The sequence below is a fragment of the Microcoleus sp. A2-C3 genome, assembly GCF_036706065.1.
Lineage (GTDB): Bacteria > Cyanobacteriota > Cyanobacteriia > Cyanobacteriales > Microcoleaceae > Microcoleus.
In genome coordinates, this window is the sequence record NZ_JAUBVX010000017.1 from 1 (window position 1) to 22,711 (window position 22,711).

General features: G+C 44.3%; 29 protein-coding genes. 16 read left to right on the top strand and 13 right to left on the bottom strand.

Annotation, left to right across the window (positions count from 1 at the left end; all coding sequences use genetic code 11):
- Positions 1-406: 406 nt before the first annotated feature.
- Positions 407-835 (bottom strand): (R)-mandelonitrile lyase, encoded by a 429-nt coding sequence (locus tag QUB66_RS11675; protein WP_265238146.1) that lies wholly within the window; start codon positions 833-835, stop codon positions 407-409.
- A gap of 276 nt (positions 836-1,111) precedes the next feature.
- On the opposite strand from QUB66_RS11675, the gene QUB66_RS11680 reads away from it, so the two are divergent.
- A complete protein-coding gene (locus tag QUB66_RS11680) occupies positions 1,112-2,095 on the top strand; it encodes an AraC family transcriptional regulator (RefSeq protein WP_332967898.1) in 984 nt (327 codons plus the stop codon).
- A 5-nt stretch (positions 2,096-2,100) separates the two neighbouring features.
- On the opposite strand, the gene QUB66_RS11685 is transcribed toward QUB66_RS11680, so the two are convergent.
- Positions 2,101-2,808, bottom strand: coding sequence for an alpha/beta hydrolase (locus tag QUB66_RS11685; protein ID WP_265238143.1), 708 nt, complete (start codon positions 2,806-2,808; stop codon positions 2,101-2,103).
- A 272-nt stretch (positions 2,809-3,080) separates the two neighbouring features.
- On the opposite strand from QUB66_RS11685, the gene hpsL reads away from it, so the two are divergent.
- Positions 3,081-4,745, top strand: a complete 1,665-nt coding sequence (hpsL, locus tag QUB66_RS11690; RefSeq protein WP_332967899.1) for a hormogonium polysaccharide biosynthesis protein HpsL — start codon at positions 3,081-3,083, stop codon at positions 4,743-4,745.
- A 204-nt stretch (positions 4,746-4,949) separates the two neighbouring features.
- Here hpsL and QUB66_RS11695 read toward each other — a convergent pair whose 3' ends face one another.
- The 3 genes from QUB66_RS11695 to QUB66_RS11705 all read right to left on the bottom strand — a co-directional run bounded on the left by QUB66_RS11695 (position 4,950) and on the right by QUB66_RS11705 (position 6,948).
- The gene (locus tag QUB66_RS11695; RefSeq protein ID WP_332967900.1) at positions 4,950-5,396 is read right to left on the bottom strand and encodes a hypothetical protein; all 447 of its coding nucleotides are present in this window, start codon (positions 5,394-5,396) and stop codon (positions 4,950-4,952) included.
- Entirely contained in the window at positions 5,393-6,265 is an 873-nt protein-coding gene (locus QUB66_RS11700) for a ParA family protein (RefSeq protein WP_332967901.1), read from the bottom strand. Before QUB66_RS11700 ends, QUB66_RS11695 begins: the two co-directional genes overlap by 4 nt.
- A 137-nt stretch (positions 6,266-6,402) precedes the next feature.
- Positions 6,403-6,948, bottom strand: a complete 546-nt coding sequence (locus tag QUB66_RS11705) for a hypothetical protein (RefSeq protein ID WP_332967902.1) — start codon at positions 6,946-6,948, stop codon at positions 6,403-6,405.
- A 156-nt stretch (positions 6,949-7,104) separates the two neighbouring features.
- Here QUB66_RS11705 and QUB66_RS11710 point away from each other — a divergent pair, with 156 nt between their 5' ends.
- A complete protein-coding gene (locus QUB66_RS11710) occupies positions 7,105-8,325 on the top strand; it encodes a tetratricopeptide repeat protein (RefSeq protein ID WP_332967904.1) in 1,221 nt (406 codons plus the stop codon).
- A gap of 56 nt (positions 8,326-8,381) precedes the next feature.
- Here the strand turns inward: QUB66_RS11710 and QUB66_RS11715 are convergent, their stop codons facing one another.
- The 4 genes from QUB66_RS11715 to QUB66_RS11730 form a co-directional block, all read right to left on the bottom strand.
- Positions 8,382-8,648 (bottom strand): Txe/YoeB family addiction module toxin, encoded by a 267-nt coding sequence (locus QUB66_RS11715; RefSeq protein WP_332967907.1) that lies wholly within the window; start codon positions 8,646-8,648, stop codon positions 8,382-8,384.
- Positions 8,645-8,869, bottom strand: coding sequence for a hypothetical protein (locus QUB66_RS11720; protein ID WP_332967908.1), 225 nt, complete (start codon positions 8,867-8,869; stop codon positions 8,645-8,647). Before QUB66_RS11720 ends, QUB66_RS11715 begins: the two co-directional genes overlap by 4 nt.
- Before the next feature lie 104 nt (positions 8,870-8,973).
- Positions 8,974-10,764, bottom strand: a complete 1,791-nt coding sequence (gene typA / locus QUB66_RS11725; RefSeq protein ID WP_332967910.1) for a translational GTPase TypA — start codon at positions 10,762-10,764, stop codon at positions 8,974-8,976.
- Positions 10,765-10,826: 62 nt separating this feature from the next.
- Positions 10,827-10,979 carry a hypothetical protein gene (locus QUB66_RS11730; RefSeq protein ID WP_332967911.1) on the bottom strand — a complete coding sequence of 51 codons (153 nt, stop codon included), beginning with the start codon at positions 10,977-10,979 and terminating at the stop codon, positions 10,827-10,829.
- A 2-nt stretch (positions 10,980-10,981) separates the two neighbouring features.
- Here QUB66_RS11730 and QUB66_RS11735 point away from each other — a divergent pair, with 2 nt between their 5' ends.
- The 5 genes from QUB66_RS11735 to QUB66_RS11755 are packed head-to-tail and all read left to right on the top strand — an operon-like array spanning position 10,982 to position 14,538.
- Entirely contained in the window at positions 10,982-11,320 is a 339-nt protein-coding gene (locus QUB66_RS11735; RefSeq protein WP_293190761.1) for a type II toxin-antitoxin system RelE/ParE family toxin, read from the top strand.
- The gene (locus QUB66_RS11740; protein ID WP_332967914.1) at positions 11,313-11,675 is read left to right on the top strand and encodes a helix-turn-helix domain-containing transcriptional regulator; all 363 of its coding nucleotides are present in this window, start codon (positions 11,313-11,315) and stop codon (positions 11,673-11,675) included. Before QUB66_RS11735 ends, QUB66_RS11740 begins: the two co-directional genes overlap by 8 nt.
- Before the next feature lie 41 nt (positions 11,676-11,716).
- Positions 11,717-12,058: a type II toxin-antitoxin system RelE/ParE family toxin gene (locus QUB66_RS11745; RefSeq protein ID WP_332967915.1), complete on the top strand. Its 342-nt coding sequence runs from the start codon at positions 11,717-11,719 to the stop codon at positions 12,056-12,058.
- Positions 12,033-12,410, top strand: a complete 378-nt coding sequence (locus QUB66_RS11750) for a helix-turn-helix domain-containing transcriptional regulator (protein WP_332967917.1) — start codon at positions 12,033-12,035, stop codon at positions 12,408-12,410. The genes QUB66_RS11745 and QUB66_RS11750 overlap by 26 nt, the downstream gene beginning before the upstream one ends.
- A gap of 58 nt (positions 12,411-12,468) precedes the next feature.
- Positions 12,469-14,538, top strand: coding sequence for a pentapeptide repeat-containing protein (locus QUB66_RS11755; protein ID WP_332967918.1), 2,070 nt, complete (start codon positions 12,469-12,471; stop codon positions 14,536-14,538).
- 151 nt (positions 14,539-14,689) lie between these two features.
- Here QUB66_RS11755 and QUB66_RS11760 read toward each other — a convergent pair whose 3' ends face one another.
- Complete coding sequence (locus QUB66_RS11760; protein WP_332967919.1) at positions 14,690-15,010, bottom strand: hypothetical protein; 321 nt, start codon at positions 15,008-15,010, stop codon at positions 14,690-14,692.
- Between the two features lie 78 nt (positions 15,011-15,088).
- On the bottom strand, positions 15,089-15,316 hold the full coding sequence (locus tag QUB66_RS11765; protein WP_332967921.1) for a type II toxin-antitoxin system HicB family antitoxin: 228 nt from the start codon (positions 15,314-15,316) through the stop codon (positions 15,089-15,091).
- Between the two features lie 331 nt (positions 15,317-15,647).
- Between QUB66_RS11765 and QUB66_RS11770 the strand changes: the two genes are divergently transcribed.
- On the top strand, positions 15,648-15,863 hold the full coding sequence (locus tag QUB66_RS11770; RefSeq protein ID WP_332967923.1) for a hypothetical protein: 216 nt from the start codon (positions 15,648-15,650) through the stop codon (positions 15,861-15,863).
- 35 nt (positions 15,864-15,898) lie between these two features.
- On the opposite strand, the gene QUB66_RS11775 is transcribed toward QUB66_RS11770, so the two are convergent.
- Positions 15,899-16,051 carry a hypothetical protein gene (locus QUB66_RS11775; protein WP_332967925.1) on the bottom strand — a complete coding sequence of 51 codons (153 nt, stop codon included), beginning with the start codon at positions 16,049-16,051 and terminating at the stop codon, positions 15,899-15,901.
- 54 nt (positions 16,052-16,105) lie between these two features.
- On the opposite strand from QUB66_RS11775, the gene QUB66_RS11780 reads away from it, so the two are divergent.
- The 4 genes from QUB66_RS11780 to QUB66_RS11795 all read left to right on the top strand — a co-directional run bounded on the left by QUB66_RS11780 (position 16,106) and on the right by QUB66_RS11795 (position 19,660).
- The gene (locus QUB66_RS11780; RefSeq protein ID WP_332967926.1) at positions 16,106-16,930 is read left to right on the top strand and encodes a M15 family metallopeptidase; all 825 of its coding nucleotides are present in this window, start codon (positions 16,106-16,108) and stop codon (positions 16,928-16,930) included.
- Between the two features lie 209 nt (positions 16,931-17,139).
- Positions 17,140-17,718, top strand: coding sequence for a pantetheine-phosphate adenylyltransferase (coaD, locus tag QUB66_RS11785; protein ID WP_265237803.1), 579 nt, complete (start codon positions 17,140-17,142; stop codon positions 17,716-17,718).
- Positions 17,601-18,287 carry a DivIVA domain-containing protein gene (locus tag QUB66_RS11790; RefSeq protein ID WP_265237751.1) on the top strand — a complete coding sequence of 229 codons (687 nt, stop codon included), beginning with the start codon at positions 17,601-17,603 and terminating at the stop codon, positions 18,285-18,287. The genes coaD and QUB66_RS11790 overlap by 118 nt, the downstream gene beginning before the upstream one ends.
- 320 nt (positions 18,288-18,607) lie before the next feature.
- Positions 18,608-19,660 (top strand): acyltransferase, encoded by a 1,053-nt coding sequence (locus QUB66_RS11795; protein WP_332967928.1) that lies wholly within the window; start codon positions 18,608-18,610, stop codon positions 19,658-19,660.
- Between the two features lie 14 nt (positions 19,661-19,674).
- Here the strand turns inward: QUB66_RS11795 and QUB66_RS11800 are convergent, their stop codons facing one another.
- Positions 19,675-20,406, bottom strand: a complete 732-nt coding sequence (locus QUB66_RS11800; RefSeq protein ID WP_332967929.1) for a TIGR04283 family arsenosugar biosynthesis glycosyltransferase — start codon at positions 20,404-20,406, stop codon at positions 19,675-19,677.
- Between the two features lie 93 nt (positions 20,407-20,499).
- On the opposite strand from QUB66_RS11800, the gene ubiG reads away from it, so the two are divergent.
- The 3 genes from ubiG to fldA all read left to right on the top strand — a co-directional run bounded on the left by ubiG (position 20,500) and on the right by fldA (position 22,671).
- Positions 20,500-21,348, top strand: a complete 849-nt coding sequence (ubiG, locus tag QUB66_RS11805) for a bifunctional 2-polyprenyl-6-hydroxyphenol methylase/3-demethylubiquinol 3-O-methyltransferase UbiG (protein ID WP_265237756.1) — start codon at positions 20,500-20,502, stop codon at positions 21,346-21,348.
- Between the two features lie 324 nt (positions 21,349-21,672).
- Complete coding sequence (locus tag QUB66_RS11810) at positions 21,673-21,996, top strand: cupin domain-containing protein (RefSeq protein WP_332967930.1); 324 nt, start codon at positions 21,673-21,675, stop codon at positions 21,994-21,996.
- A 162-nt stretch (positions 21,997-22,158) separates the two neighbouring features.
- Positions 22,159-22,671, top strand: coding sequence for a flavodoxin FldA (gene fldA, locus QUB66_RS11815; protein ID WP_332967931.1), 513 nt, complete (start codon positions 22,159-22,161; stop codon positions 22,669-22,671).
- Positions 22,672-22,711: the final 40 nt, after the last annotated feature.

The following is a 22,711-nucleotide window of genomic DNA, read 5'->3' on the forward strand; positions in this document are numbered from 1 at the left end:
CTAAGTATTTTTACTTATTCATTCCAGCCTAGCAATGTACTATTCTATGTAGTGTTATTGAAGTGCGGAGTGTGGGTTAAAACTGTTTAATTGCAGATGACAGAGCAAGGAACTAGCTTCGCATTCCGGGGTGTCGTGACTCGAAAAACGTAGTCAGTGAAGACTTAGGCTGGTCAGCATAGCTTGCTGGATTACTCTTGCAAGCTCAGTGTCTTTAGACCTGAGTTACTGACACTGTCTGCCTGCTTGATTGATATTTCAGTCGGCATCTTCGACGAGGCACTGCTCGGCACACTGTTGTCGGCACGGCAGGCTGAGTAACTCAGGGACATCGCTAGGGCGAAAACCAAAATCAGCATTCTCTTCTGACAGTTTTTCCCCTTGATAGGAAACCATCTCAAAAGCCTCAAGATTTTCCTTGATACTGCTCGTCGCTGACCTGTTCCATCCAGTCCACAGGCTTGCCGTCGAGCCATTCCTGAATAGCAATGTGCGTCATAGCTGTGGTTGCTGTGGCACCGTGCCAATGTTTCTCACCGGGCAAAATCTGGACAACATCACCGGGTCTGATGTCCTGAATTGGCTCACCCCAGAGCTGTACGAAACCGCAGCCAGCCGTCACAATTAGCGTCTGGCCCAACGGGTGGGTGTGCCATGCTGTTCGAGCGCCGGGTTCGAAGGTGACACTGGCGCCAGACGTGCGTGCCGGATCGTGTGCCTCGAATAGGGGGTCAATGCGGACAGTGCCGGTAAAATAATCGGCCGGCCCTTTGGCAGAAGGCTGTGAGCCACTTCTTTGGATGTTCATTTGGTTAATTCCTTCAATTGATGCCATTTTGGTTGCAGCCCAATCTTAGAGATTGAGCACTTAACACCTGCTCTATCGGTAGGGATGGATTTTTTAAGCAGCAGGGTTAGCCTTGATGTCCTTTTGGTTGTCAGTAGGCGAATCTCTGGCCCAATCAAGACTGAGTTTTCTCTTGTATAAAAGTCCAGACGCTTGCAAGAAGCCGGAATCGTTTTTTATTGCTTTAGCTTCATTCTAGGAACTCTCAGGGGCAAGCCATAGAACGATCGTCTAAGATTGTTGTACAATCCTGCAAACTTAGAAATGAACCCTGCTAAAACACTTGAAACGTCCGATCGGGATTTAAGGAACGACCCGCAGGCAAAGCGTGAGGCAGACAGAGCGCAAGCCAATAGAGACGAACTGACTGAGCGGATTGCACAAGCAATTCGTCAGGATGGGACGATTGAGCCGCTGAAAGGATTGCACTTCAATCGCTCCTCTTCGCCTTCGGAGTGCATTTATAGTGTCTCTATTCCTGCCTTTTGTGCGATCGCTCAGGGCAGCAAAGAAGTGCTTCTGGGTAACGATCGCTATCAGTACGACCCGATGCACTATCTGCTGGCGACGGTTGAACTGCCGATTGTGAGTCAAATTCTTGAAGCGTCCAAGGCGCAACCGTACCTTAGCCTTCGCCTCGATCTCGACCCTACCTTTGTCGGTTCAGTCATGGTCGAGGCAGGGCATCCCTCAGCACAAAGAGGTGCCAATGTCAAAGCGATCGATGTCAGTCCGTTGGATGCAAATCTGTTGGACTCTGTAGTGCGGCTCGTCAGGCTTCTCGATTCCCCTGCTGAAGCTCATGTTCTCGCACCATTGATTAAGCGGGAAATCATTTATCGACTGCTGATGGGAGAGCAAGGTGGTCGGCTTCGTCAGATTGCAGTTCTGGGAGGCTCAACCCATCACATCGCTCTTGCAGTCGATCGACTTCGTAAAGATTTTAAGGAGCCGCTTCGGATTGAAAGCATCGCACGAGAGCTTGGAATGAGTGTCTCGGGCTTTCACCATCACTTCAAGTCTGTCACTGCAATGAGTCCCTTGCAGTTCCAGAAACAACTGCGGCTCCAGGAGGCTCGCCGTCTGATGCTGGGGGAAAACCTCGATGCTAGCAGTGCTGCCTACCGTGTGGGTTATGACGATGCCTCCCACTTCAACCGGGAGTACAAGCGGCTCTTTGGTGCACCGCCGATGCGCGATGTGGAGAGGCTGCGAGAAGCTGTTAGGGAGACCGTTAGTTTAATATAATCTCCTTACCAGAGTCCTCTGACAGGGCTCGCAGGCTGCGGTGCTGGTGCTGGTAGGGGTGCGGGTGCGGGGCGACGCGCTGGAGGGGGGGTTGTTGGCGCAACGCTGCGGCGAGGTGCGATCGGACTTTCGGTGCGATTAGTTTCAGTTGTCCTCGTTGTCTCGCGCATCGAATCTTGAAGCAGGCTGCTCAGATTGCCGGCTAAACCCTGAATTTTTCCAACCGTGGCGGCAATGCTGGCAACATCTACGTAAACCTCCGGCAGAGGATACTTTTTCAGGATTTCTAGCAGCGACAGTTTACCGTCGTCGCCGGATGCCAGAATCACCGCAGCCCGCAGGGCTTTGCCGCTTTCTGTGCGGCGGTGAGTCCGAATTGCTTGACCGATTTCGTCTGTAATTTTTTCGCCTGGGGTGCTGTAAATTACCCGGGCCAGAATAGCTGGCTTTAAACCGATTTCTAGACTCATCAATCCCTGCAGCACTTGTGGGTCCATTTTGGAGAACCCGATAATTTGTTTGATGGTTGGTGTCGTCGTGCCGTTTTTTGCAAAGTCTTCTAAGTCGCTGATATTGATGGTTTGTGCGATCGGGCCAAATGTCAGGACAACTTTTTCTGCCCCGAATGCTCTACTGCTGCTGCTAGATAATATGCTCGCGCTTGCTCCTACAACTAGGGCAATGCCGATCGATACCAATTTTGTTAACTTCATATTCACTTTCAGCGATCGATTAAAATTATTTTTTCGAGATTTGTACATTATAGATGCAGCAGTTATATTCTACAAGGTCGCGAGTATAAGTTATGCCCGCCTCGCACCCACAATCTTGACCCAGATTTTTTCGAGTTCTGGACTTGAAGAATAAGTAACCACATCTACCGCAATATTTTTTCTTCTATTCATTCTACATTCTACCTCCTACATCAGATAGTCTGGTACACAAAAGTGCCTTCAGCCTTCTACATAAGTGCCTTCTAGAAGTTATGTTGAAAAACAAGCGCAAATCCAAGAAATCCCAACAAAAGCTCAGCGAAAAAACAACATCGCTCAGCAAAAAAGAAGTAACCGCACAAAAACGTAAAACTTCACAAAAGCGCAATGAATTAGCGCAGGCGATCGTCATAAGCTGCTTAATCAGTGCTATTGTCAGCATCCCCCTATTGTTCGTTACCCGCCCTAAGATTGCTATTGCTGGAGGCGCAGCCGTAGCCATTTTGCTGCTTTCCTACAAATACCCCCGTCAAGCTTTGTGGGCTTTTCTAATTTACCTGCCTTTCAGCGGTACAATTACTTACGCAATTGGCGGCGGGAATGCTGCATTTCAAGTAGCCAAAGATGCTTTCTACATACCAGCTCTCATCGCCCTAATTCAAAGCTGCAAAAAGAAACAGTTGCCCCTGTTCATTCCCAAACAAATGCTTTCTACCTTCAGCATCCTGTTGATGATGGCAATGCTGACTTTAATTTTTGTCAACGGGGAGATGCAGCTCCACCCTATGAAAGGCGACAAACCCATTCTGCAAGGAATTCTCGGCTTAAAAGTATTGATAGGTTACATACCGCTGATTGCTTGTACCTATTATCTGATCCGCACTAAGAAGGATTTGGTGTTTTTTGGTCGAATGCACGTAGTTTTGGCGATCGTTTGCTGCGTTCTTGGTTTGATTCAGTACCTGTTGTTGCAAAGTGGAAAATGCGCGGGAACCCGAGGCATGAGCGGAGAAGAATTATATAAAGCAACGCTGCAAGCTAGATGTTTTGTCGGCGGTTCTCTGGTATTCAGTCCAGAAGTCAAATTTATCCGCTTGCCAGGAACATTTGTGGCGCCTTGGCAGTGGGCGTGGTTTTTAATTGCTAATGCTTTTTTGACCTTTGCCTCTGCATTTTGTGACCCTTCATTCTGGTGGCGAGTTATTGGTTTATTTGGCATGGCATTAGTATTTGCCAATGCAGTTATTTCCGGTCAAAGAGCTGCTTTAGTTTTAGTTCCAGTTGCCACTGGCATCCTGCTAATTCTCACAGGTCAATTAGTTAATTTCAAACGATTTATTCCCATCGGTGCAGGACTGGCAATTCTGCTGTTTGTCGGTGCAGCAATTAACCCAGGAATTATCGAGCAGCGGTGGGAGAGTTTTGTTAACCGCTGGAATGCTGCACCACCCCAGCAGTTTTTCTTAAATCAGTTGGAGCAGAGCAACAATTTTATCATTGACAGACCTCTCGGTAGAGGTGTGGGACGAGCGACTAATTCCACGCGAATCTTTGGTTTCACGCAGCTAATTGAAACTTTCCATCCTAAGTTGATCTACGAACTCGGTTATCCGGGAATGATTGCTTTTCAAATCATGCTTTTACACTTAGCTTTTCTAACTTTTCGAGCTTACCGCACTGTGAAGGACAAAAATTTGCGGAGTTACGGAGCTAGTTTTTGGGTGTTTGTGGGATTTATTACGATCAATCCTCAATACTATCCGCTGGATGTAGATCCAGTATCGGTGTATTACTGGGTTTTGGCTGGGGCGATTTTAAAGTTGCCCAAAATTGACAAACAGGTGCAGGATGAAAAACACTTAGAACTTGAGGGACATGAATTGGAAGTTCACCAACAATTTAAGGAGAAAAAGATTATTGCATCAGCTCCAATTTGAGCAAAGTTATATCGGAAACGCTCTAATATCATCTCCAATCGAACAAATACAATCATTAAGCCAGGTTCGTAGTGCGGGCTTGAGCCCGCAGCATAAAAGCGGACACTCCCGACGCACTATGAGCCTTTTTTATTGTGTATGCCATTCCATATCCCAGCAAGAAATGCAAATTAAAACCCATTTTTTCGATTCAAAGACTAATTTTTAAAGGGTTTGTCGATCGATATGTCGCGACAGCATCAAACTCTGCTTAATTCTACCAATAATTAGCTCAAACATTTTTTTGCGGGACGGATTCTTGCTACTGGGCGGCATCCCTAACTCGCAACACATTAAATTCAAGTCAGTTGCACTCATCGCCGACAATTTTTGTCTCACCTCTAATTCATGACCCTTCTTAGCTTGCAAACGCAGTTCTTCATAAACTTCTAAAACATTTCCTGCCGATAAATTAGCAGGCTTATTCACATCAGCAGTGGTAGATAATTGCGAATTTTTAGACCCAGCAGAAAGCACTCCCCGCTTAACTTGAGCCTCAATCCTGGTTAATTTTTTGGAAACCTCCCGCAAGATTTCCTTAAGTTCGCCAATTTCATCAACTAACCCCCCGCTTTCTTGCTCATTAGCAGCAAAAATATCTTTTTTAATCATTTCAGATACTCCTCACACTCGCGCCAGAGTTGCTCAAACTCTCTAACTAATTCTCGCGGCAGTTCTCCCTCATTAATCGCCCGTTTCAACCCGACGCTTTCCCGAATTGTCGCTTCCAAAAATCTCACTTCTATGTTATTGTCTTTTGATATTTCAGCGCAAAGTCTCTTGACTTCTCTCATATAAAACTGAACTTCATTTGTCAGCAATCCTCCATAGATTTTAGCTCTATTCATAAACACGGCAATCTTGGGAAACGGGTAAGGTTCAATCCGTTTCTGGAGGGAGTTTAAAACTAAACTCAATCCCCTAGAACCAAAATAATCTGGATTGACGGGAATCAATATTAAGTCACAGCAAGAAAGGACGCTATAGGTGAGGAGACTGAAAGAAGGCGAACAGTCAAAAAGCATCAAGTCGTATTTGGGGAGATTGGGAGAGTTGGCGATTTTGCCGCTGAACTGGCGGATGAAATCTTTAACACTTTTTCCCTCAAATCCATCCAAATCTAACCAATACAATTCTTCAACTGAAGGGATAAAATGCAATTGTTCGTCAATCTGATAAATCGTGTCGAAACCAACGGGAAATTTAAAGTTCTGTCCGGCTTTTTTAAAGACTTCGAGGGCGTCGTAAATTGTGAGTCTGTGCTTCAGAGATTTTTCGTACCACTTACCAAATTTATCCTCTAAATGACCTGTATTTTCGTTAAGCCCGATCGCCTCTGTGAGGGACATTTGCGGGTCTAGGTCTAACATCAAGACTTCTAAGTCTGTTCCTTGGGATATAATATTTCCCAGACTCCAAGTGACGGTGGTCTTTCCGACTCCGCCTTTGAAGTTGATTACGGCTATGGATTTAGGACTCATGGCTGGGTTTGCTTTAATTTTGCTCAAATATAAATTAAAACATACCGATCGCCCAATTAGGGTTAGCTCAGCATTATTACTCGAATAATGGCGATCGGCTTGAGTAGGCGATCGCCAGATTAACAGGGAGTCTCTTTTTAGAAAAAAACGTCAGAAAACTTGAAAACGTGACTAGCAATATTCCGCACCTTTGCTAATGGAACAGGTAATCCAGTTACACTGTAGCCTCGATTTTGTACTACTTTCTGCGGGAGTTCTGGCTGTTGCTGCGAAACTAACAACCTGAATTTACCTGGTTCGACGACCAATATCTCCTGTTGAGGAATGAAAAATATCCAGAGATCAGCTTGTGAACTCCATCCCCAACAGGGAAGGTTGCGATCGTTAAAAGCTTCAAAAAACAAGTTTCCAGTTTGCTTGGCTTTGACATCTGTTTTGTACTCAGCAGTTGCGATTGAACCGTTTGGGCGAATTAGTCGGCGGTCAATACCGGCTTTCTGATACTGCGGCCAATCTGATACATCCTCAATGCGATAGCCATGAAACTGCAGCCACTGGTCTATTATCGCCTCTCCTGTCTTTCCTATTTTCTTTTGAGTTTGGAAGTCGTATTCCTGTTTTTGGGAAAGCGGGGGTAGTGGCTGGGATAATTGGGTTTCGTTGTGCTGATTGTTGTTGTACATGATTAATTCCGTCAGAGTTGTGGATGTAGATTTTTTTAAGTTTTGAGTAGTGAATCACTACATCCCTAGCTTCGCCGAACTTTATCTTGCAGCTACCCAACAAGTGTGAGGAAGTTTGTTAGGATTGTTTGTTAGGAACTCAACAACACCCTAAAAATGGCACAAGATTCACCAGAAGAACAATTCACCCTAGCTGCTAATGACTGGGATTTAGAAAAGTTGTACAAAGATTTGGCAGATGCCAAGCGAGAAGTAGCATCGCATAAACAAAGGGGACTCACAGAAGTCGAAAAACGGCATTTGCGAGGATTGCTTTGTGGTTTTAGTCCTGACGAAATAGGTACAAAGCTTCAGAAGGTAGAGGGAGGAGCGAGAACCGATATAAGTAACACTGTGTATATGTATGTCAAACAGCTTATTCACGGAAAAGTAGAAGACATCAAGATAACAAAATACAGATGTATCGATTGGCTTGAGCAAGCAGGGTATAAAACCAGGTCATCTAACTCAGTTGAAAGTAAGCCTGTAAATGCACCTTCTATTTCAGAGAATGATATTGATGATTTGGTGGAGACAGTCCCATCGCACTCTCCTCTCTGTGCTGAGGATTTCAATAATCTGGGAATTGACAAGGCTAATGAAAGACATTTTCAGGAAGCAATTGAAAATTTCGATCGAGCAATTAAGCTCAATCCTGATTATGCAGATCCCTACAATAACCGGGCTAATGTTCGCCATCAATTAGGAGACTTTCCGGGAGCAAGGGAAGATTACACAGAGGCGATATTGCTCAATCCTAAGTGTTCAGATTTTCACAAAAACCGGGGTATTATTTCTTGTGAATTAGGTGATTACCGAGAAGCACAGGCAGATCACAGCCGAGCAATTCAACTCGATCCTAACAATGATCAAGCCTACAATAGCCGAGGTTTTGCTCGTGTACACATGGGGGATGTGCCAGGGGCACTTAAAGATTTCACCCAAGCAATTGAACTAAATCCTGATTATGCCCTTGCTTGGAATAATCGAGGTGATGTCTACTTGGAATCCGGAAATCTGGAAAGAGCGCTTGAAGATTATACCCGGGCAGCTCAGCTGAAGCATAATAATCCTATAATATTCTACAACCTGGGGGTTATTCACTATAGCTTGGGGAACAAAGAGAAAGCGCTTGAGGATTATAACCAGGCAATTCAGCTTAAACCAGACTTGGCCCAAGCTTATCAAAACCGAGGTATTGTCCACTATGAATTGGGCTATTCCCAAAGAGCAGATGAGGATTTTTTCAATGCTAAAAATTTATATCGTCGGCATGGTAAAGAAGAAAATTACCAAAAGTTACTTGATATAATAGAAGAACTTCAGCAAGAAGATTGAGAGCGATCGCCTTTAGTAAAGGCAAAAAAAAAGCGATAGGTACATTGCTTAAAGCTTCATTCACTATAATGATTCTTACAAGCTGCGATCGCAATTTCGACCTCCGTAACTTGGTAAACCAAACGATGTTCGTTATCAATACGCCGCGACCAAAAACCACTTAACTCGTATTTCAGAGGTTCAGGTTTGCCCAATCCTTCAAAGGGCGATCGATCTATATCTTTAATCAATTCTACAATTTTGCGATAAATCTTTTTGTCTAATTTTGCCCATTCATTAAAATCTGCAAAAGCAGAAGATTCAAAAATAATTCTTCTGCTCATTGCAAATCCTGTAGATCGACTTCAACTAAATTTTGCCTGTCTTTAACATTTTCAATAGCTTTCAACAGTTTGTTTTTATTGACTTCTGATTTCAAAAGATATTCGGTTTCATCGCATTCTGATACACTTATTTCAATCTCTTTATCTCCAAAAATCGCTTTGATTTGTTCTAAAAAGTTACTATCTAGTTCGCTGGCTTTTAAACGATAAACTGTTGACATCGTTGTGACCTATTTTTGATTGAGTTAAAATGATTAATATTGCCTTTAAATATAGTTTGAAGTTGACACTAAGGGCTGGCAAAATTACCAGCCCTCAAGTTGTTTTAGCGTTTGACCAACTTCTTGGACAACTTCCGCAAGCGAATTGATTTCGGTGTTACTTCCACCAATTCATCCTGGCCGATGTACTCCAAAGCGCGCTCCAAACTCATATCGACTGGTGCTTGCAACTGCGCCAATTCTTCACCGCCAGATGCGCGGTGGTTTGTTAACTGCTTCGACTTGCAGATATTGAGTTCCATGTCATCATCTCGGTTGTTTTCTCCGATAATCATCCCTCTGTAAACCTTGGTTCCAGGGGTAATGAAAAACACGCCGCGGTCTTCAGCATTTTTCAGTGAATAAGTAGTTGCAGTTCCTTCTTCAAAGGAAATTAATACTCCGTTGCGGCGGGCGACAATTTCTCCACCGAGGGGGCGATAGTCGAGGAAGCTGTGGTTCATAATTCCTGCGCCGCGAGTTAGGCGCATAAACTCGCCTCGGAATCCAATCAAACCGCGAGCGGGGACTGAAAATTCGATTTGGGTGCGGCCGGTGCTGCTGACGTGCATATCTTGCATTTCTGCTTTCCGTTGACCGAGGCGTTCGATACAGCCGCCGACTGCTTCTTCGGGTACGTCTAACACCAAACATTCAAAGGGTTCGCAGGGACGACCGCCGACTTCGCGGAAGATTACTTGCGGCTGAGATACTTGGAATTCGTATCCTTCGCGACGCATATTTTCGATCAGGATTCCGAGGTGAAGTTCGCCACGGCCGGATACGAGGAATTTGTCGGGAGATTCGGTTTCTTCGACGCGCAGGGCGACGTTGGTTTGGAGTTCTCGCATGAGTCGATCGCGAATTTGACGCGATGTGACCAAACTACCTTCTTGACCGCAGAACGGCGAATCGTTCACCGAGAAAGTCATCTGCAAAGTTGGTTCGTCTACCTTGATTAAAGGTAGCGCTTGTGGGTCATTTGGACAGGTAATTGTCTCGCCAATATACGCATCAGCAAAACCGGCAACTGCGACAAGATTACCAGCAGAAGATTCTTGGATATCAATGCGCTTTAGGCCTTCAAAGCCCATCAATTTGCTGATTTTTGATTTGACAATGGCGCCACTTTCGGTGATTAAGACTGCTTGTTGACCGATTTTAATCGTGCCGTTGTGGATGCGGCCGATGACGATGCGGCCGACGTATTCTGAGTAATCTAAGGTGGTTACTTGCAGTTGTAGTGGCTTGTTGGGGTCGCCGATGGGGGGCGGTACGTGGTCTAGGATTTCTTCAAACAGCGGTTTCATGTCCACTGCTTCGTCTTCCAATGTTTTTTTGGCAGTGCCGTTGAGCCCGGAACCGAACAGATAGGGGAAGTCGCACTGATCGTCGTCTGCGCCGAGTTCGAGGAACAGATCCAAAACTTTATCGACTGCTTTGTGGGGATCTGCTCGATCGCGATCGATCTTGTTGACAAATACGATCGGGCGCAGTCCCTTTTCGAGGGCTTTTTTGAGTACGAACCGGGTTTGCGGCATCGGGCCTTCGTTGGCATCTACAATCAGCAAACAGCCGTCAACCATGCCGAGAACTCGTTCGACTTCGCCGCCGAAGTCCGCGTGTCCGGGGGTATCGACGATGTTGATCAGAGTTTCTTTGTATCGGACAGCGGTATTTTTGGAAAGGATGGTGATGCCACGCTCGCGCTCGATGTCATTGGAGTCCATGACGCAATCTGGGACTTCTTCCCCTTCGCGGAAGACCCCGGACTGTCTGAGAAGAGCGTCTACAAGGGTGGTTTTGCCGTGATCGACGTGAGCAATGATAGCAACGTTGCGAATGGGAAGACTCATAAGGCGTCTGGGACGTTAAACGAATTTAACTAAAAATTTCTTAATAATTGTAGCGCATTAAGTCAAGTGGCGATCGGGTGGCTGCAATATTGGCGTGCGATCGTCGCTAGAATCAGGGTTAAGCTTCTGTTAGTGCTGTTGAGTTGGTGGAGGTTGTGAAGGTTTGATTGTGGGCGATCGCCTTTATGATCATGAGCGAGTAGTTGCGATCGCATTTATGGAAGTACAACCCAGGGACATTCAGCGTTACGTCAAGTCAGACGGTCAGATTCCTTTCGATGAGTGGTTTTATGCTCTGCGGGATTCTCAAGCTAAACTCAAGATTAATGTGAGATTGAAGCGAGTCAGTACAGGTAATTTTGGAGACTACCGCCCAGTGGGAGAAGGAGTCTTGGAATTGAAAATTAATTTTGGTCCAGGCTACCGGGTTTATTTTGGACAAGTAGAAACAACAATAGTGCTTCTCCTGTGTGGAGGGGATAAAAGCACTCAGGACGAAGATATTCGTAAAGCAAAGAAATATTGGATTAAATACAGGAGTCAAGACAATGGTTAAAAGTGTACCTTACCATCCGTTTCTGATTGAACAGCTCAAAGATTCAGTATATGCGGCCGGCTACCTGACGTTATTTTTGAATGAGCAAGAAGAGGGAGATTTGGATATTGGCATTTTCCCATCAGCTTTGAAAGAGGTATTTGAGGCTCTGGGTGAACCAAATATGTCGGCTGATGATGCTAAATTGCATTTGGAAAAATTAGATACTTTGTTGTCGGGGGAAGGAAGTGCGACAATTTATGCTTTGGCTAGTTGGCTGAAGGCTTTGGGATTGAAGTTAACGGTTGCGGTTGATGCAGGGGATGAGGAAATTTCTGCTAATGTTGCTGAATTGGCCCAAGTTGGTAATGTTTGATTTTTTATTGTGAGTAAGTGCGATCGGCTAAAATCAAGATTATGGAAGTGCAGCCCAAGGAAATTCAGCGTTATATCAGACAAAATGGGACAGTTCCATTTGCCGAATGGTTTGGCTCCCTGCGAGATGTTAACGCTAAAATCAGGATTGATAAGAGACTTGAGCGGGTTAGCAGTGGCAATTTGGGAGACTGTCGTTCAGTTGGCGAAGGAGTTTGCGAACTTAAAATCGACTATGGCCCAGGCTACAGAGTCTACTTTGGACAAGTGGGATCTGCGATCGTGCTTCTCCTGTGCGCTGGGGATAAAAGCACTCAAGACCAAGACATTAGTAAAGCTAAGGAATATTGGAGAGATTATGAAAGACGCCAAAATGCCGGCTAGTGATAGCTATCATCCCTTTAAAATTTCCAATCTCAAAGATCCAAACTATTCTGCTGCTTACCTTTCTCTAATATTTGGAGAAGAGGAAGAGGGAGATTTGGAATTAAACATTATGCTCTCAGCTATGAGAGATATATTTGAGGCTCTGGGCGAACCAAATATGTCGGCTGATGATGCTAAATTGCATTTGGAAAAATTAGATACTTTGTTGTCGCCAGAAGGAAGTGCGACAATTTATGGTTTGGCTAGTTGGCTGAAGGCTTTGGGATTGAAGTTAACGGTTGCGGTTGATGCAGGGGAAGAGGAAATTTCTACTAATTGTGCTGAATTGGCGGAAGTTGGTAAGATTTGATTTTTGGCAAACTTCCCAGACATGGCGTTTGAAGTATTTTTAATTTTAGGGTAGCACTATGTCAGAGACCGAACTAGATTTAGGATCAATAGCCGCCAGAGTATTGCAGCTTGAAGAAGAGCAAGTTATTCTCAAAAAATATATAGCCAAATTTAAGCGGCAGTTAGAAGCACAGGATCAACGATTTAACGATCGCCCTCAACCGCAACTGCTAGAAAGTTTAACTGCCCAAATTGCGGCGCTCCAACAGCGGCTTGATTTGGCAATTGGCGATATTTCGGTCATTTCAGAGCCGCCGATTGAGCTTGACGCTGAGACAGAACAGCAAAAGTTAGACTTTCAGTATCGGTTAATATGCGATCGCCCCGACAGTCGCGCTGTGTTGGTGGAGGCGCTATCAGTAGGACAAGAGCGGCTGATTATTGTTTGCCCTTGGCTCAATTGTAACAGTATTAATGATGAATTGCTCCAAAAATTTAGGGATTGCTTGAACCGAGGATGTGCGATCGATATTGGCTGGGGTTATTTAGGCGATCGGCAAAAAATCGGCAAGGGATGGCGATACAATGCTTTAGCAGATTTGCAAGAATTAGAAAGCGCATATCCCGGTCAATTTAGTCTCAATTTATTTGGTACTCACGAAAACTATTTAGTCTGCGATTCCAGTTTTGCTATGTTGGGGAGCCATAATTTTCTGACTAACAGCGACCAAAGTGCAGAAAAAGAAGTGGGAATCCGCACGGATGACTGCCAAATTGTCAAGCAATTAATTGAGAGATTTGACAGCAGCGAAGTATTAAATGAGGAGGAGATTGAGAGCAGGTTTATAGAGAGTTCTGATTCAATCGATCGAGCCGAATATTTGGAAGGGTTGGCGGCGGATGCTGCTGAGGGAGAGATTGATTTAGAGGATAGCGCTGAGGATTTGGATGATCAGTCTGAGGCTAGTCTGGAACCTGTGGTTACTGTTGAGGAATTTTGGAAGCGTTGCAAAAATCAGGGAGAAAGGGATTTTACAGGTATTAATTTAGCTGGTGCTTACTTGAGTAAAAGTTTCCTAACTTCTGATGTTAATCTGAGTAATGCTAATATGATAAAAGCTAATTTGAGCGGTGTTAATTGGCAGGGTGTAAATCTCAGTGGAGCAACTTTGAAGGAAGTAAATATGAGTAATACGTCTTTCCAGAACATAAATTTTAGTAATGCGAATTTATCAAGTGCTAACCTTTCTCAGGCGAATTTATCTTCAGCCAATCTGAATCATGCAAATTTAGTCAAAGCTAACCTTTCTCAGGCTAATTTACAATCAGCTAAACTAGAAAGAGCCAAATTGAGTAAGGCAATTTTAAGAGTGGCAAACCTAGAATATGCAAATTTTAGTGATGCCGATTTGGATGGTGCAAATCTCAGCGGTGCTAAACTTACTCGACAAGCAAAATTCACTAATGCCAACCTCGCTCAAGCTAACTTAAGCGGGCTATACTTGAGGGAATCAGACCTGAGAAATGCTAATTTAACAAATGCAAATTTGAGTAACTCTAACCTTTTAGGAGCAAATTTTGAGGGAGCAAATCTCAAAGGAGTTCAACTTCAAGGAGCGATTTGTAATCAAGCAACTTTATTTCCTGCTGATTTCGATCCTGTGAAAGCGGGTGCTTACTTAATTGCTCCCTATGTATCGCTGCAAAATGCCGATCTAAATGGTAGGGAGTTGAGCGGTGTTAACTTGATGGGAGCCAATTTACAAGGTGCTAATTTGACTTCTGCACAATTGAATAATTCCAATTTGAGAGATGCCAATTTGAGTGGGGCAAAACTTCAGGGAGCAAGTCTAGACGGCTGTAATTTGAGTCGGGCTAATTTGAAGCAGGTAAACTTGAATGATGCAAGATTAGTTAATGCAGATTTAACGACAGCCGACTTAACTGAATCTGACTTGCGACAAGCGGAATTAAACTCTGCAAAGCTGCGTGGTGCTGAGCTGGTTTCAGCAGACATCCGTGCAGCAAGATTAAACTTTGCAGACTTATCTGGCGCTAACTTAACTGGTGCAAAAATAGGAGGTGCTAACTTGGAAAATGCTAAACTTATTGGTGCAATTATGCCAGATGGATCTACTCACGAATAAAATTAGCTAAGACTTACGCAGTCGCCCACAAAGAAACCGGGTTTTTAACCGAAATTGAGGATTTTAAGCAGGTATTGTGGGTAAAAACCCGGTTTCTGGCTACCTCTCCGTAAGTCGTAATACTCTTGAAGTTCTATTCAGGGAATTTCCTTTAGCTTTGTTGAGTCTCCGGTGATGTTAATTCTTGCTCGCCCGCCTTCCACATTTCATAAAAAACACTCCATTCAAAGAAATCCATACTATCTCCTAATTCTCCTGCCCGAAAGCGCGGATAAAAATCATCCGATCGCATTTGATATTGATCCTCAAAAGCTTGCAAGCGATTCTTTAACTCTAAAATATCTTGTGGGATTGTCGGAGCATTTTTAGAACATAATTCGGGAATCTGAATTTGGGATTCTAGAAGTTGCCTTTCTGACTCAGAAAGGGATAGAATGATTTGAGCTAAAGATTCAACTAATTTCACATTCATTGCTGTCGTCCTTCAGTCAAACTCCGACTTGATCTTATCTAATCTTCTGCCAATTGAGGGAATGTGGATACAGATCAATTATACTAATTGTAACAGTTTGGCAAAGGTTTGAGGTTCTGGTAAAGCTTTTCCTTCTTCCTGGGAAGATTCTATTAATAATTCTAACACTTCTTGGGCATTGGTGAGAGCTTCTTCATAGGTGTCTCCATGAGTGTGACAAAAATGCCCCCACTCTGGAAGACTGGCCACGAAACAATTATCTTCTTCCGACCATTGAATTAAAATAGTGTAGCGATATTTGATCATGATTGTTCCTCTTGTTCTCGAATTTCCTCTAGCTTTTGCAGGGACAGGCTAACATCTCTTTCTTGGTAAGGCTTAGCATCAGCCCCATCATTGCCGGATAAAATAACTGGCTCGGCTAGAAGTGTATGAAACCATTTTAGTATGGCTTCCCTTACCAGAGCGATATCTAAACCCAGCTTTTAGGAGCAGGCTTTTTAATTCTCGAATTTTTTAGGCATGAATCTCTAAATAATAGCATAATTGATTTAAGTGAATTGCATCTGCTTGGCTTGGGAGTGTTTTTTTGATATCATAGCGATCGCATCTGATTTCACTAGGTGTCTCTCATTTCATGGGAGTTTGTCTAGTTGACCGATCGCCCTTCAGTTTCCAATGCCGGGGCGATCGCCCTTTAATATCTAATTACTTAAAAGCACATACTTCCCCTTTGTCAAGAATCGAATCGGTGAACACCGTTAAAAATTTAGCCCGATCGCCCAATCTGACAATGGCCGACATCGGTGCTCTGCTAAAATTAGCCAGGACTTTTGATGTGTCGATCGAATAATTGTTCGATTTTGTCGAATAAGTAGCAAATTACACTTAAAATAAACCAGTGCCAACCAGCGCCACCTCCGACGGGCGATCGACTGTAGGCCCAAATAACAGATTAGAGAGTTGGCGGATGGGACGGGGCTCCGTCAGGAAGAGAGTATATATTCTCAGCGGCAATTGTAGCTGTGCGATCGCGCGCAATCGGTCTACAATTTGTAACGTTGAGCCTTATTGAAGTGCAGGAGTGGAGCTGGCTTGGATAACGCTAGTCTGTCGAGAAAAACCCCGCAAGCCTCAGAGCTTGCCGCTGACGAAATTCCAGAAGCAGTGCGAGATCACCCATACATAGAAGCAGGAGCGAGCCAGTCCAAGAAAAAAGGGCTGATTTGGAAACTGCTAGGGTTGGGCGCCGTAGCCTTTGGAGTAAGCATTTGGCTGCACTTCAACTTTAACTTTTTCCCAGCTACCAGTCGGGCAGAACAAACTCAACAAAACCCAGCAGCGGCGAGCTCGCCGTCAGGGGTGGCCGCGAGTCCAGCCACCAACTCAAAACCCGCAACCCCAGACAACCTGCTGGGACACTTGCCTTACCCAGAAGCACCAGCCTCAGACTTGGTAAACGTCACTTCCGACGGTGGCATCAAACTCCGCAAAACCGCAGCAGCAAAATATCAAGAAATGGCTAACGCCGCCGCCGCATCAGGGATCTATTTCGCTCCCATATCCGGCTTTCGCTCCGTGGAAGACCAACAGCACGTATTTTTTGACGTAAAAGCCGAACGCAGGCAAAACGCCACCAAGCGAGCCGAAGTCAGCGCTCCTCCTGGATATAGCGAACACCATACAGGTTACGCGATCGACATTGGCGACGGCTCCGCCCCCGACACTAACCTCAGTCCCAGCTTTGACAGTACCCAAGCATTCAAGTGGCTAGAAGCCAACGCTCCCGCCTTCAGCTTTGAAATGTCCTTCCCCAAAAACAACCGCCAAGGCGTTAGTTATGAGCCTTGGCACTGGCGGTTTGTGGGCGACAGGCAAAGCCTCGAAACTTTCTACAAAGCTCATTCCATCAAAAAGTAGAAGATAGTTGACAGTTGACAGTGGGCAGTTGACAGTTGACAGTTGGCAGTTGGCAGTTGGCAGTTGGCAGTCAGAAGGAAAAAGGAAGGTTTTCCCCATCTCCCCATCTCCCCATCTCCCCATCTCCCCCTCTCCCCCTCTCCCCATCTCCCCATCCCCCCATCTCCCCATCTCCCCCTCTCCCCCTCCCCCACTCTCTGGCAAAACTCGTGATTGCAATCTATCCAGGCAGCTTTGACCCCATTACCTTCGGTCACGCAGATATTATCGAGCGGGGGTCTAGATTATTCGATCGCGTAATTGTTACAGTAGTCAAAAATCCCAGCAAAACCCCTCTATTCACCGTAGAGCAACGAATCGAGCAGATCCGGCGCTCTACCCAACACTTGCCAAACGTAGAAGTAGACAGTTTTGAGGGTTTGACAGTAAACTATGCTAAGATTCGACAAGCCAAAGTGCTGCTGCGGGGACTCCGGGTATTAACAGATTTTGAAATGGAACTCCAGATGGCCCACACCAATAAAACCCTTATGGGTGAAATTGAAACAGTTTTTTTGGCAACTTCTAACGAGTACAGCTTTTTAAGTAGTAGTGTAGTTAAAGAAATTGCCAAGTTTGGTGGCTCCGTAGATCATCTTGTTCCGAAACACGTCGCCCTAGATATTTACAAATGTTACGCCAGCAGGAACCAAATCGCATCGAACCCGACACTACCGGACGCAGCACTGAGAACGAATCACCTCAGAACACAGCAGCCTTCGGAGACGACACCAGAACCGCAGGAGTAGACATCCAGCGGGAATTGAATCGGCTTGAGGAAATTGTTCTCGACAGTCCGCGAATTCCCATGACCAGACGCACTCTGGTGGATGAAGAACAGTTACTCGATCAGTTAGACTTGGTGAGGCTAAATTTGCCGATCGCCTTTCAGGAATCCGAGATGATCATTCGGCACAAGGATGAACTGCTCCAAGAAGCTCAACTCTACGCTCAAGAAGTGATAGAAGCAGCAGAACAGCGAGCGGCAGAACTTTTAAATGATATGGGCCTAATCCAGCAGGCAAAAGTAGAAGCAGATCAGTTGCGACAGCAAGTTTTGCTCGACTGCGAGGCAATTCAGCAGGCGACGCTGGCGGAAGTCGAACAAATTCGCTACCAGGCTCAAGAGGAACTGGAAGAGATGAGAGTCAGGGCGATGACTGAATGCGAGGAAATTCAAAACGGCGCCGACGATTATGCTGACCAAGTGCTCGATAATATTGAGCACAAGCTGAGCGATATGCTGCGCGTGATCCGCAACGGGCGCGATCAATTGGATAGTGTTTCGGCGTCGCACATCCATCACAACAACGGTTAGCTAACTTTTAATTAATTGCTTAAACATTTCTCCAAGTCTACCTATCTTTAGGTAGATTTTTTTTTCGCAACAGTCTTGATTCCTCAATCCCAGCACTTCGTGATCCGATTTTTAATTTGAGATTTTAGAATTGGCAATGGCTGATGAAATATGGGTAGCACTGGCCTACAGTTGCATTTTTTTTGAAAATGGTGTGACTTATTTTCCCAGAGATAACTTTTTTGAATAGAGGAGCAAATATAATATTTTCTGTTATGGTAAAAACTCATCACACAGAAAATTCCTGATTTGACCCTAATGTTTGCAATCTAACTGTTACCATGCAAAAAGCATCTAATCGGTTTGCTGAATTTGACTTGATCCGCGCTTTAGCGATCGTCAGTGTTGTGATTACTCATGCTGGGTTCTTGGCATTTAGCGATCGCAGAATCATCTTTGTCGCGATCGATACATTGCAACTATTTTGCGTACCTGCATTTTTACTGCTCAGCGGTTTTTTTCTCACCAACAAACTGGAAAATCAAAATAATCCCGCACAGGTAGTCAAAAAAAGACTGTCAAAAATTATACCCCCCTATCTGTTTTGGTCAGTAGGTTTGTACATTTTAAATAATTTGGGTTCACTCCAAAAATTTGATTTACTTTCATTACTCAGAGATATCCTGACAGGCTCCGTAATGCCTCCCTATTACTTCATCGTGGTGATTGTTCAATGCTACGGTTGGTGGTGGCTCCTAGTGAAACTAAGATTTTTAGAACCCAGAAAAATTTTAGCATTGGGTTTGATAATACAAACAATTTTTACAATAGGGTTTTACTTAGTCGCTTTCAAATACATATCAATACCTCTACCTTTGATGGAGCGCTGGATTTTTAGTTGGATTTTGCCATTTTCAACCGGTCTATATTTGGGCGCAGCCTATGACAAAAATCAACCCGTTCTCGAACGCATAAAAATGCCAATTTTAGGAGCAACTATCCTCTTTTATCTAGCGAGCATTTGGGAATATTACCTGATAAGTGGAGTTAATTCAGAAGGATGGTTTCTGCGATCGTTTTTCAAACTATCTTCCCAAGGATACGCAATTTTATTCGTATTGTCGATACTAGCATTTTCTAAGAAAATCGCACTTCCCAGTAGAGTTTCGGGGTTAATCAAAATATTGGCTGCTTATTCATTCCCGATATATCTCCTAGATTCGACAGTCGTGAGATATGTGTTGTTAGTGTTTTATAAATTTATTGACCCCGTACATCCGCTGCTGAAGCTCGGCTTTTTAGTGACAGGCACTTTGTTCGGTTGTTTGGCAAGTATTTACCTGTTGCAGAAAGTTTTGCCCAAAAAATACAGCCAGTACATTCTGGGAATTTAATCTAATTTTGTGTTTCAGCGGATGTCTTCATAAAACTGCTTGAGACATTTCGGATCAACGCCAAAACCCCACAAAAAACCGATCGCAAGATAGATACAAATTGATTTAAATTCGCCCCAATGCGCCACTCGGCGATCGCTGCTTTCCACAACCCGATTAACTAACTTAATTTTACCCCGCCGCACCAATTTTAAACATAAATCTGCCTCCTCCATAATTGGTAGTGCCACATCAAAACCTGCGCATTCCCAAAAATCAGTGCGGCGGCAAAAAATAACTTGATCCCCAAACAGCAAGCGTAATCCTTTAACAAACAAATGAGGGCGAAATAGCAGCGGCGCGTAGTAAGTTTTTAGGTAATTGTGCAGCGAAAAACCCCATCTTGTGTGCTGCGAACCAGCCATCAGGGAAATAAATCCGCCGCCGACAATTTTCGGATCGGATAATGTGTTTTGGATAACTGCTACGATGTCGTCGGGAACCAAAGTATCGGCGTGGAGGAAGCACAGAATTTCGCCTGTAGCGGTTTCCGCACCTAAATTCATTTGCACGGAACGTCCCGGCATACTGCTAAAAATAACACGGGTGGCGGCGGAAAGTGCGATCGCCACTGTTTCGTCTTGACTGCCACCGTCTACCACCAAAACCTCCCAAGCAGGAGGATTGAGAATGCTCAGTTGGCGCAAGGTGCGTTCCAGACAAGTCGCTTCGTTGAGGGTTGGGATGATAATAGAAACGCGATCCATCTGGTTGAAATTTATGGCAAAACTATTATAATAAAAAACTGTGGCGATTCACAACTGCATCTATATCTTTCATCAATCAGGATTGAAAAAATCGTGTCCAGGAAAACAGAATTAAAAAACGATCTAGAATTTTATGACGAAAATGCTGATAATTGGTGGGACGAAAATGCTAAAATCTATGCTCTTTACCATCTAAATAAACCTAGATTTGAGTTTTTCGACAGACACGCAACGAATTGGCGAGGGCTGAAAACCTTAGATGTCGGATGCGGCGGCGGTTTTTCTTGCGAGTTTATGGCCGAGAGAGGCGCGGTGGTTTCTGGAATAGATCGATCGCACAAATGTATTGTAGCAGCGCAGAATCACGCAGTTACCAGCGGTTTTGAAATTGACTACCGTCAAGGCTTTGCCGAAAATATGCCCTACGCTGACAATACCTTCGATGTTGTAATCTGCGTAGATGTTTTAGAACACGTTGCCGATTACAAACAAGTTGTGTCAGAGGTTCACAGAATTCTCAAGCCCGGAGGACTGTTCTTTTTTGATACAATCAACCGAACTTTTTCCTCGCAAATTGTGATGATTGAACTGATGGAAAATATCTTGCAGGAAATTAAGCGAGGCGTTCACGATTGGGAAAAGTTTATTACCCCGGAGGAACTTTCTGTGGTAATGCGGGATACGGGTTTTGGCAAGATTAAAATTAAAGGTTTTGATATGTTTGGAGAAATGGGCGCCATTTTGTCCGAAATGCACGGTTTTTGGGGAAATTTTACAAGTGGAAAGCAGCTATTTCCTTCGCTGGCAAGTTTCCAACAAGTTTCTCAAGTGCTACTCTCTAATATCGCTAACTATATTGATTACAAAAAGTCTGGATTGTTTAAAATCCAAATTAATCAGGATACCTCGATTATGTATGTTGGCGTAGGGGCGAAGAATTAGCCGGTTGTCATTAGTGGCAGGTTGGGGGCGGATTTGGTCGATCGACAAATCCGCCTCCAACCTGCCCAAGATTTTAACAGATAAATGCAAATATTTAGCAAGTATTTTGAAAATTAAACAACCTCACATTCGGGCCCGATCGCCCAAAACTACCGCTAGGTCTGAATTTAAGGCTGTAATTTCCCCAAAGTCTCCAGTAAAGCCACCTTTTTGTAACAAATATTAATATTTAAGTCTTGACAATTTATCTAAATTGTATGGTAGCTTATTGAATATTAATTGCAATAACTACCGGAAGTTAACAGTACCTGGAGGTCAATCACCGTGACAGCAGCAATAGTTTCCGCGTCAGCCTCGCGAATCGGCAACGGACAACCGACCAGCCAAAAACTGATCAGTTTGGGTAGAAATTCCGAAATACCCGACTTGGATCACTCCACAGATGTCAGCATAGCCGTCTTAGAAGGAGTGGGAACTCTCACGGTGTGCGATCGCACAGTCACTTTAACACCGGGAGTATTTGTGTTTGTACCCGCCGGCATCCCGCGCAGTCTAAAAGTACAAACGACGCTGAATCTATTACTAATTGACTGCGAACCCGACCCCGATCTGAGTGAGTCAGCTTGGTTGATTAATTTTCAACTTTAAGCAGATGAAAAAACAGTGTCCTTGCTGCCTTGACTCTCTAATTTCTCAGGTTAGCCACAATCGCGTCTACTATTTTTGTCTGAATTGCAGACAAGAAATGCCAAATCCTGACTCAAAACAAAGAAATATCAAACACTATCAAATTTCACACTCGGAGTAAAAATGTCAAAAACAATTGGTCTTTTCTACGGAACTACAACTGGCAAAACTGAATCTATCGCTGACATGATTCGAGATGAATTTGGCGGCGATATCGTAACTTTGCACGAAATCGGCAGCATTGACAATGATGATTTTGCTGAATACGAATGTCTGATTATCGCTTGTCCGACTTGGAACATCGGCGAACTGCAAAGCGATTGGGATGGTTTCTTCCCAGAACTTGATGATATTGATTTTAGCGGCAAAAAAATAGCTTATTTGGGAACTGGCGACCAAGAAGGCTACCCGGATAATTTTATGGATGCGATGGGGATTTTGGCTGAAAAAATCTCGGAACAGGGCGGCGAAACTGTCGGTCAGTGGCCGGTAGACGGTTATGATTTCAATGAATCTAAAGCTGTAGTTAATGGCAAGTTTTTAGGTCTTGCTATTGATGAAGACAACCAATCCGATCTGACGGAAGCGCGGATCAAATCTTGGGTATCTCAACTCAAGAAAGAATTTAGTTTGTAGACTGCTAGTAAGTAGGTCATTGCGAAAAAATAATGGTATC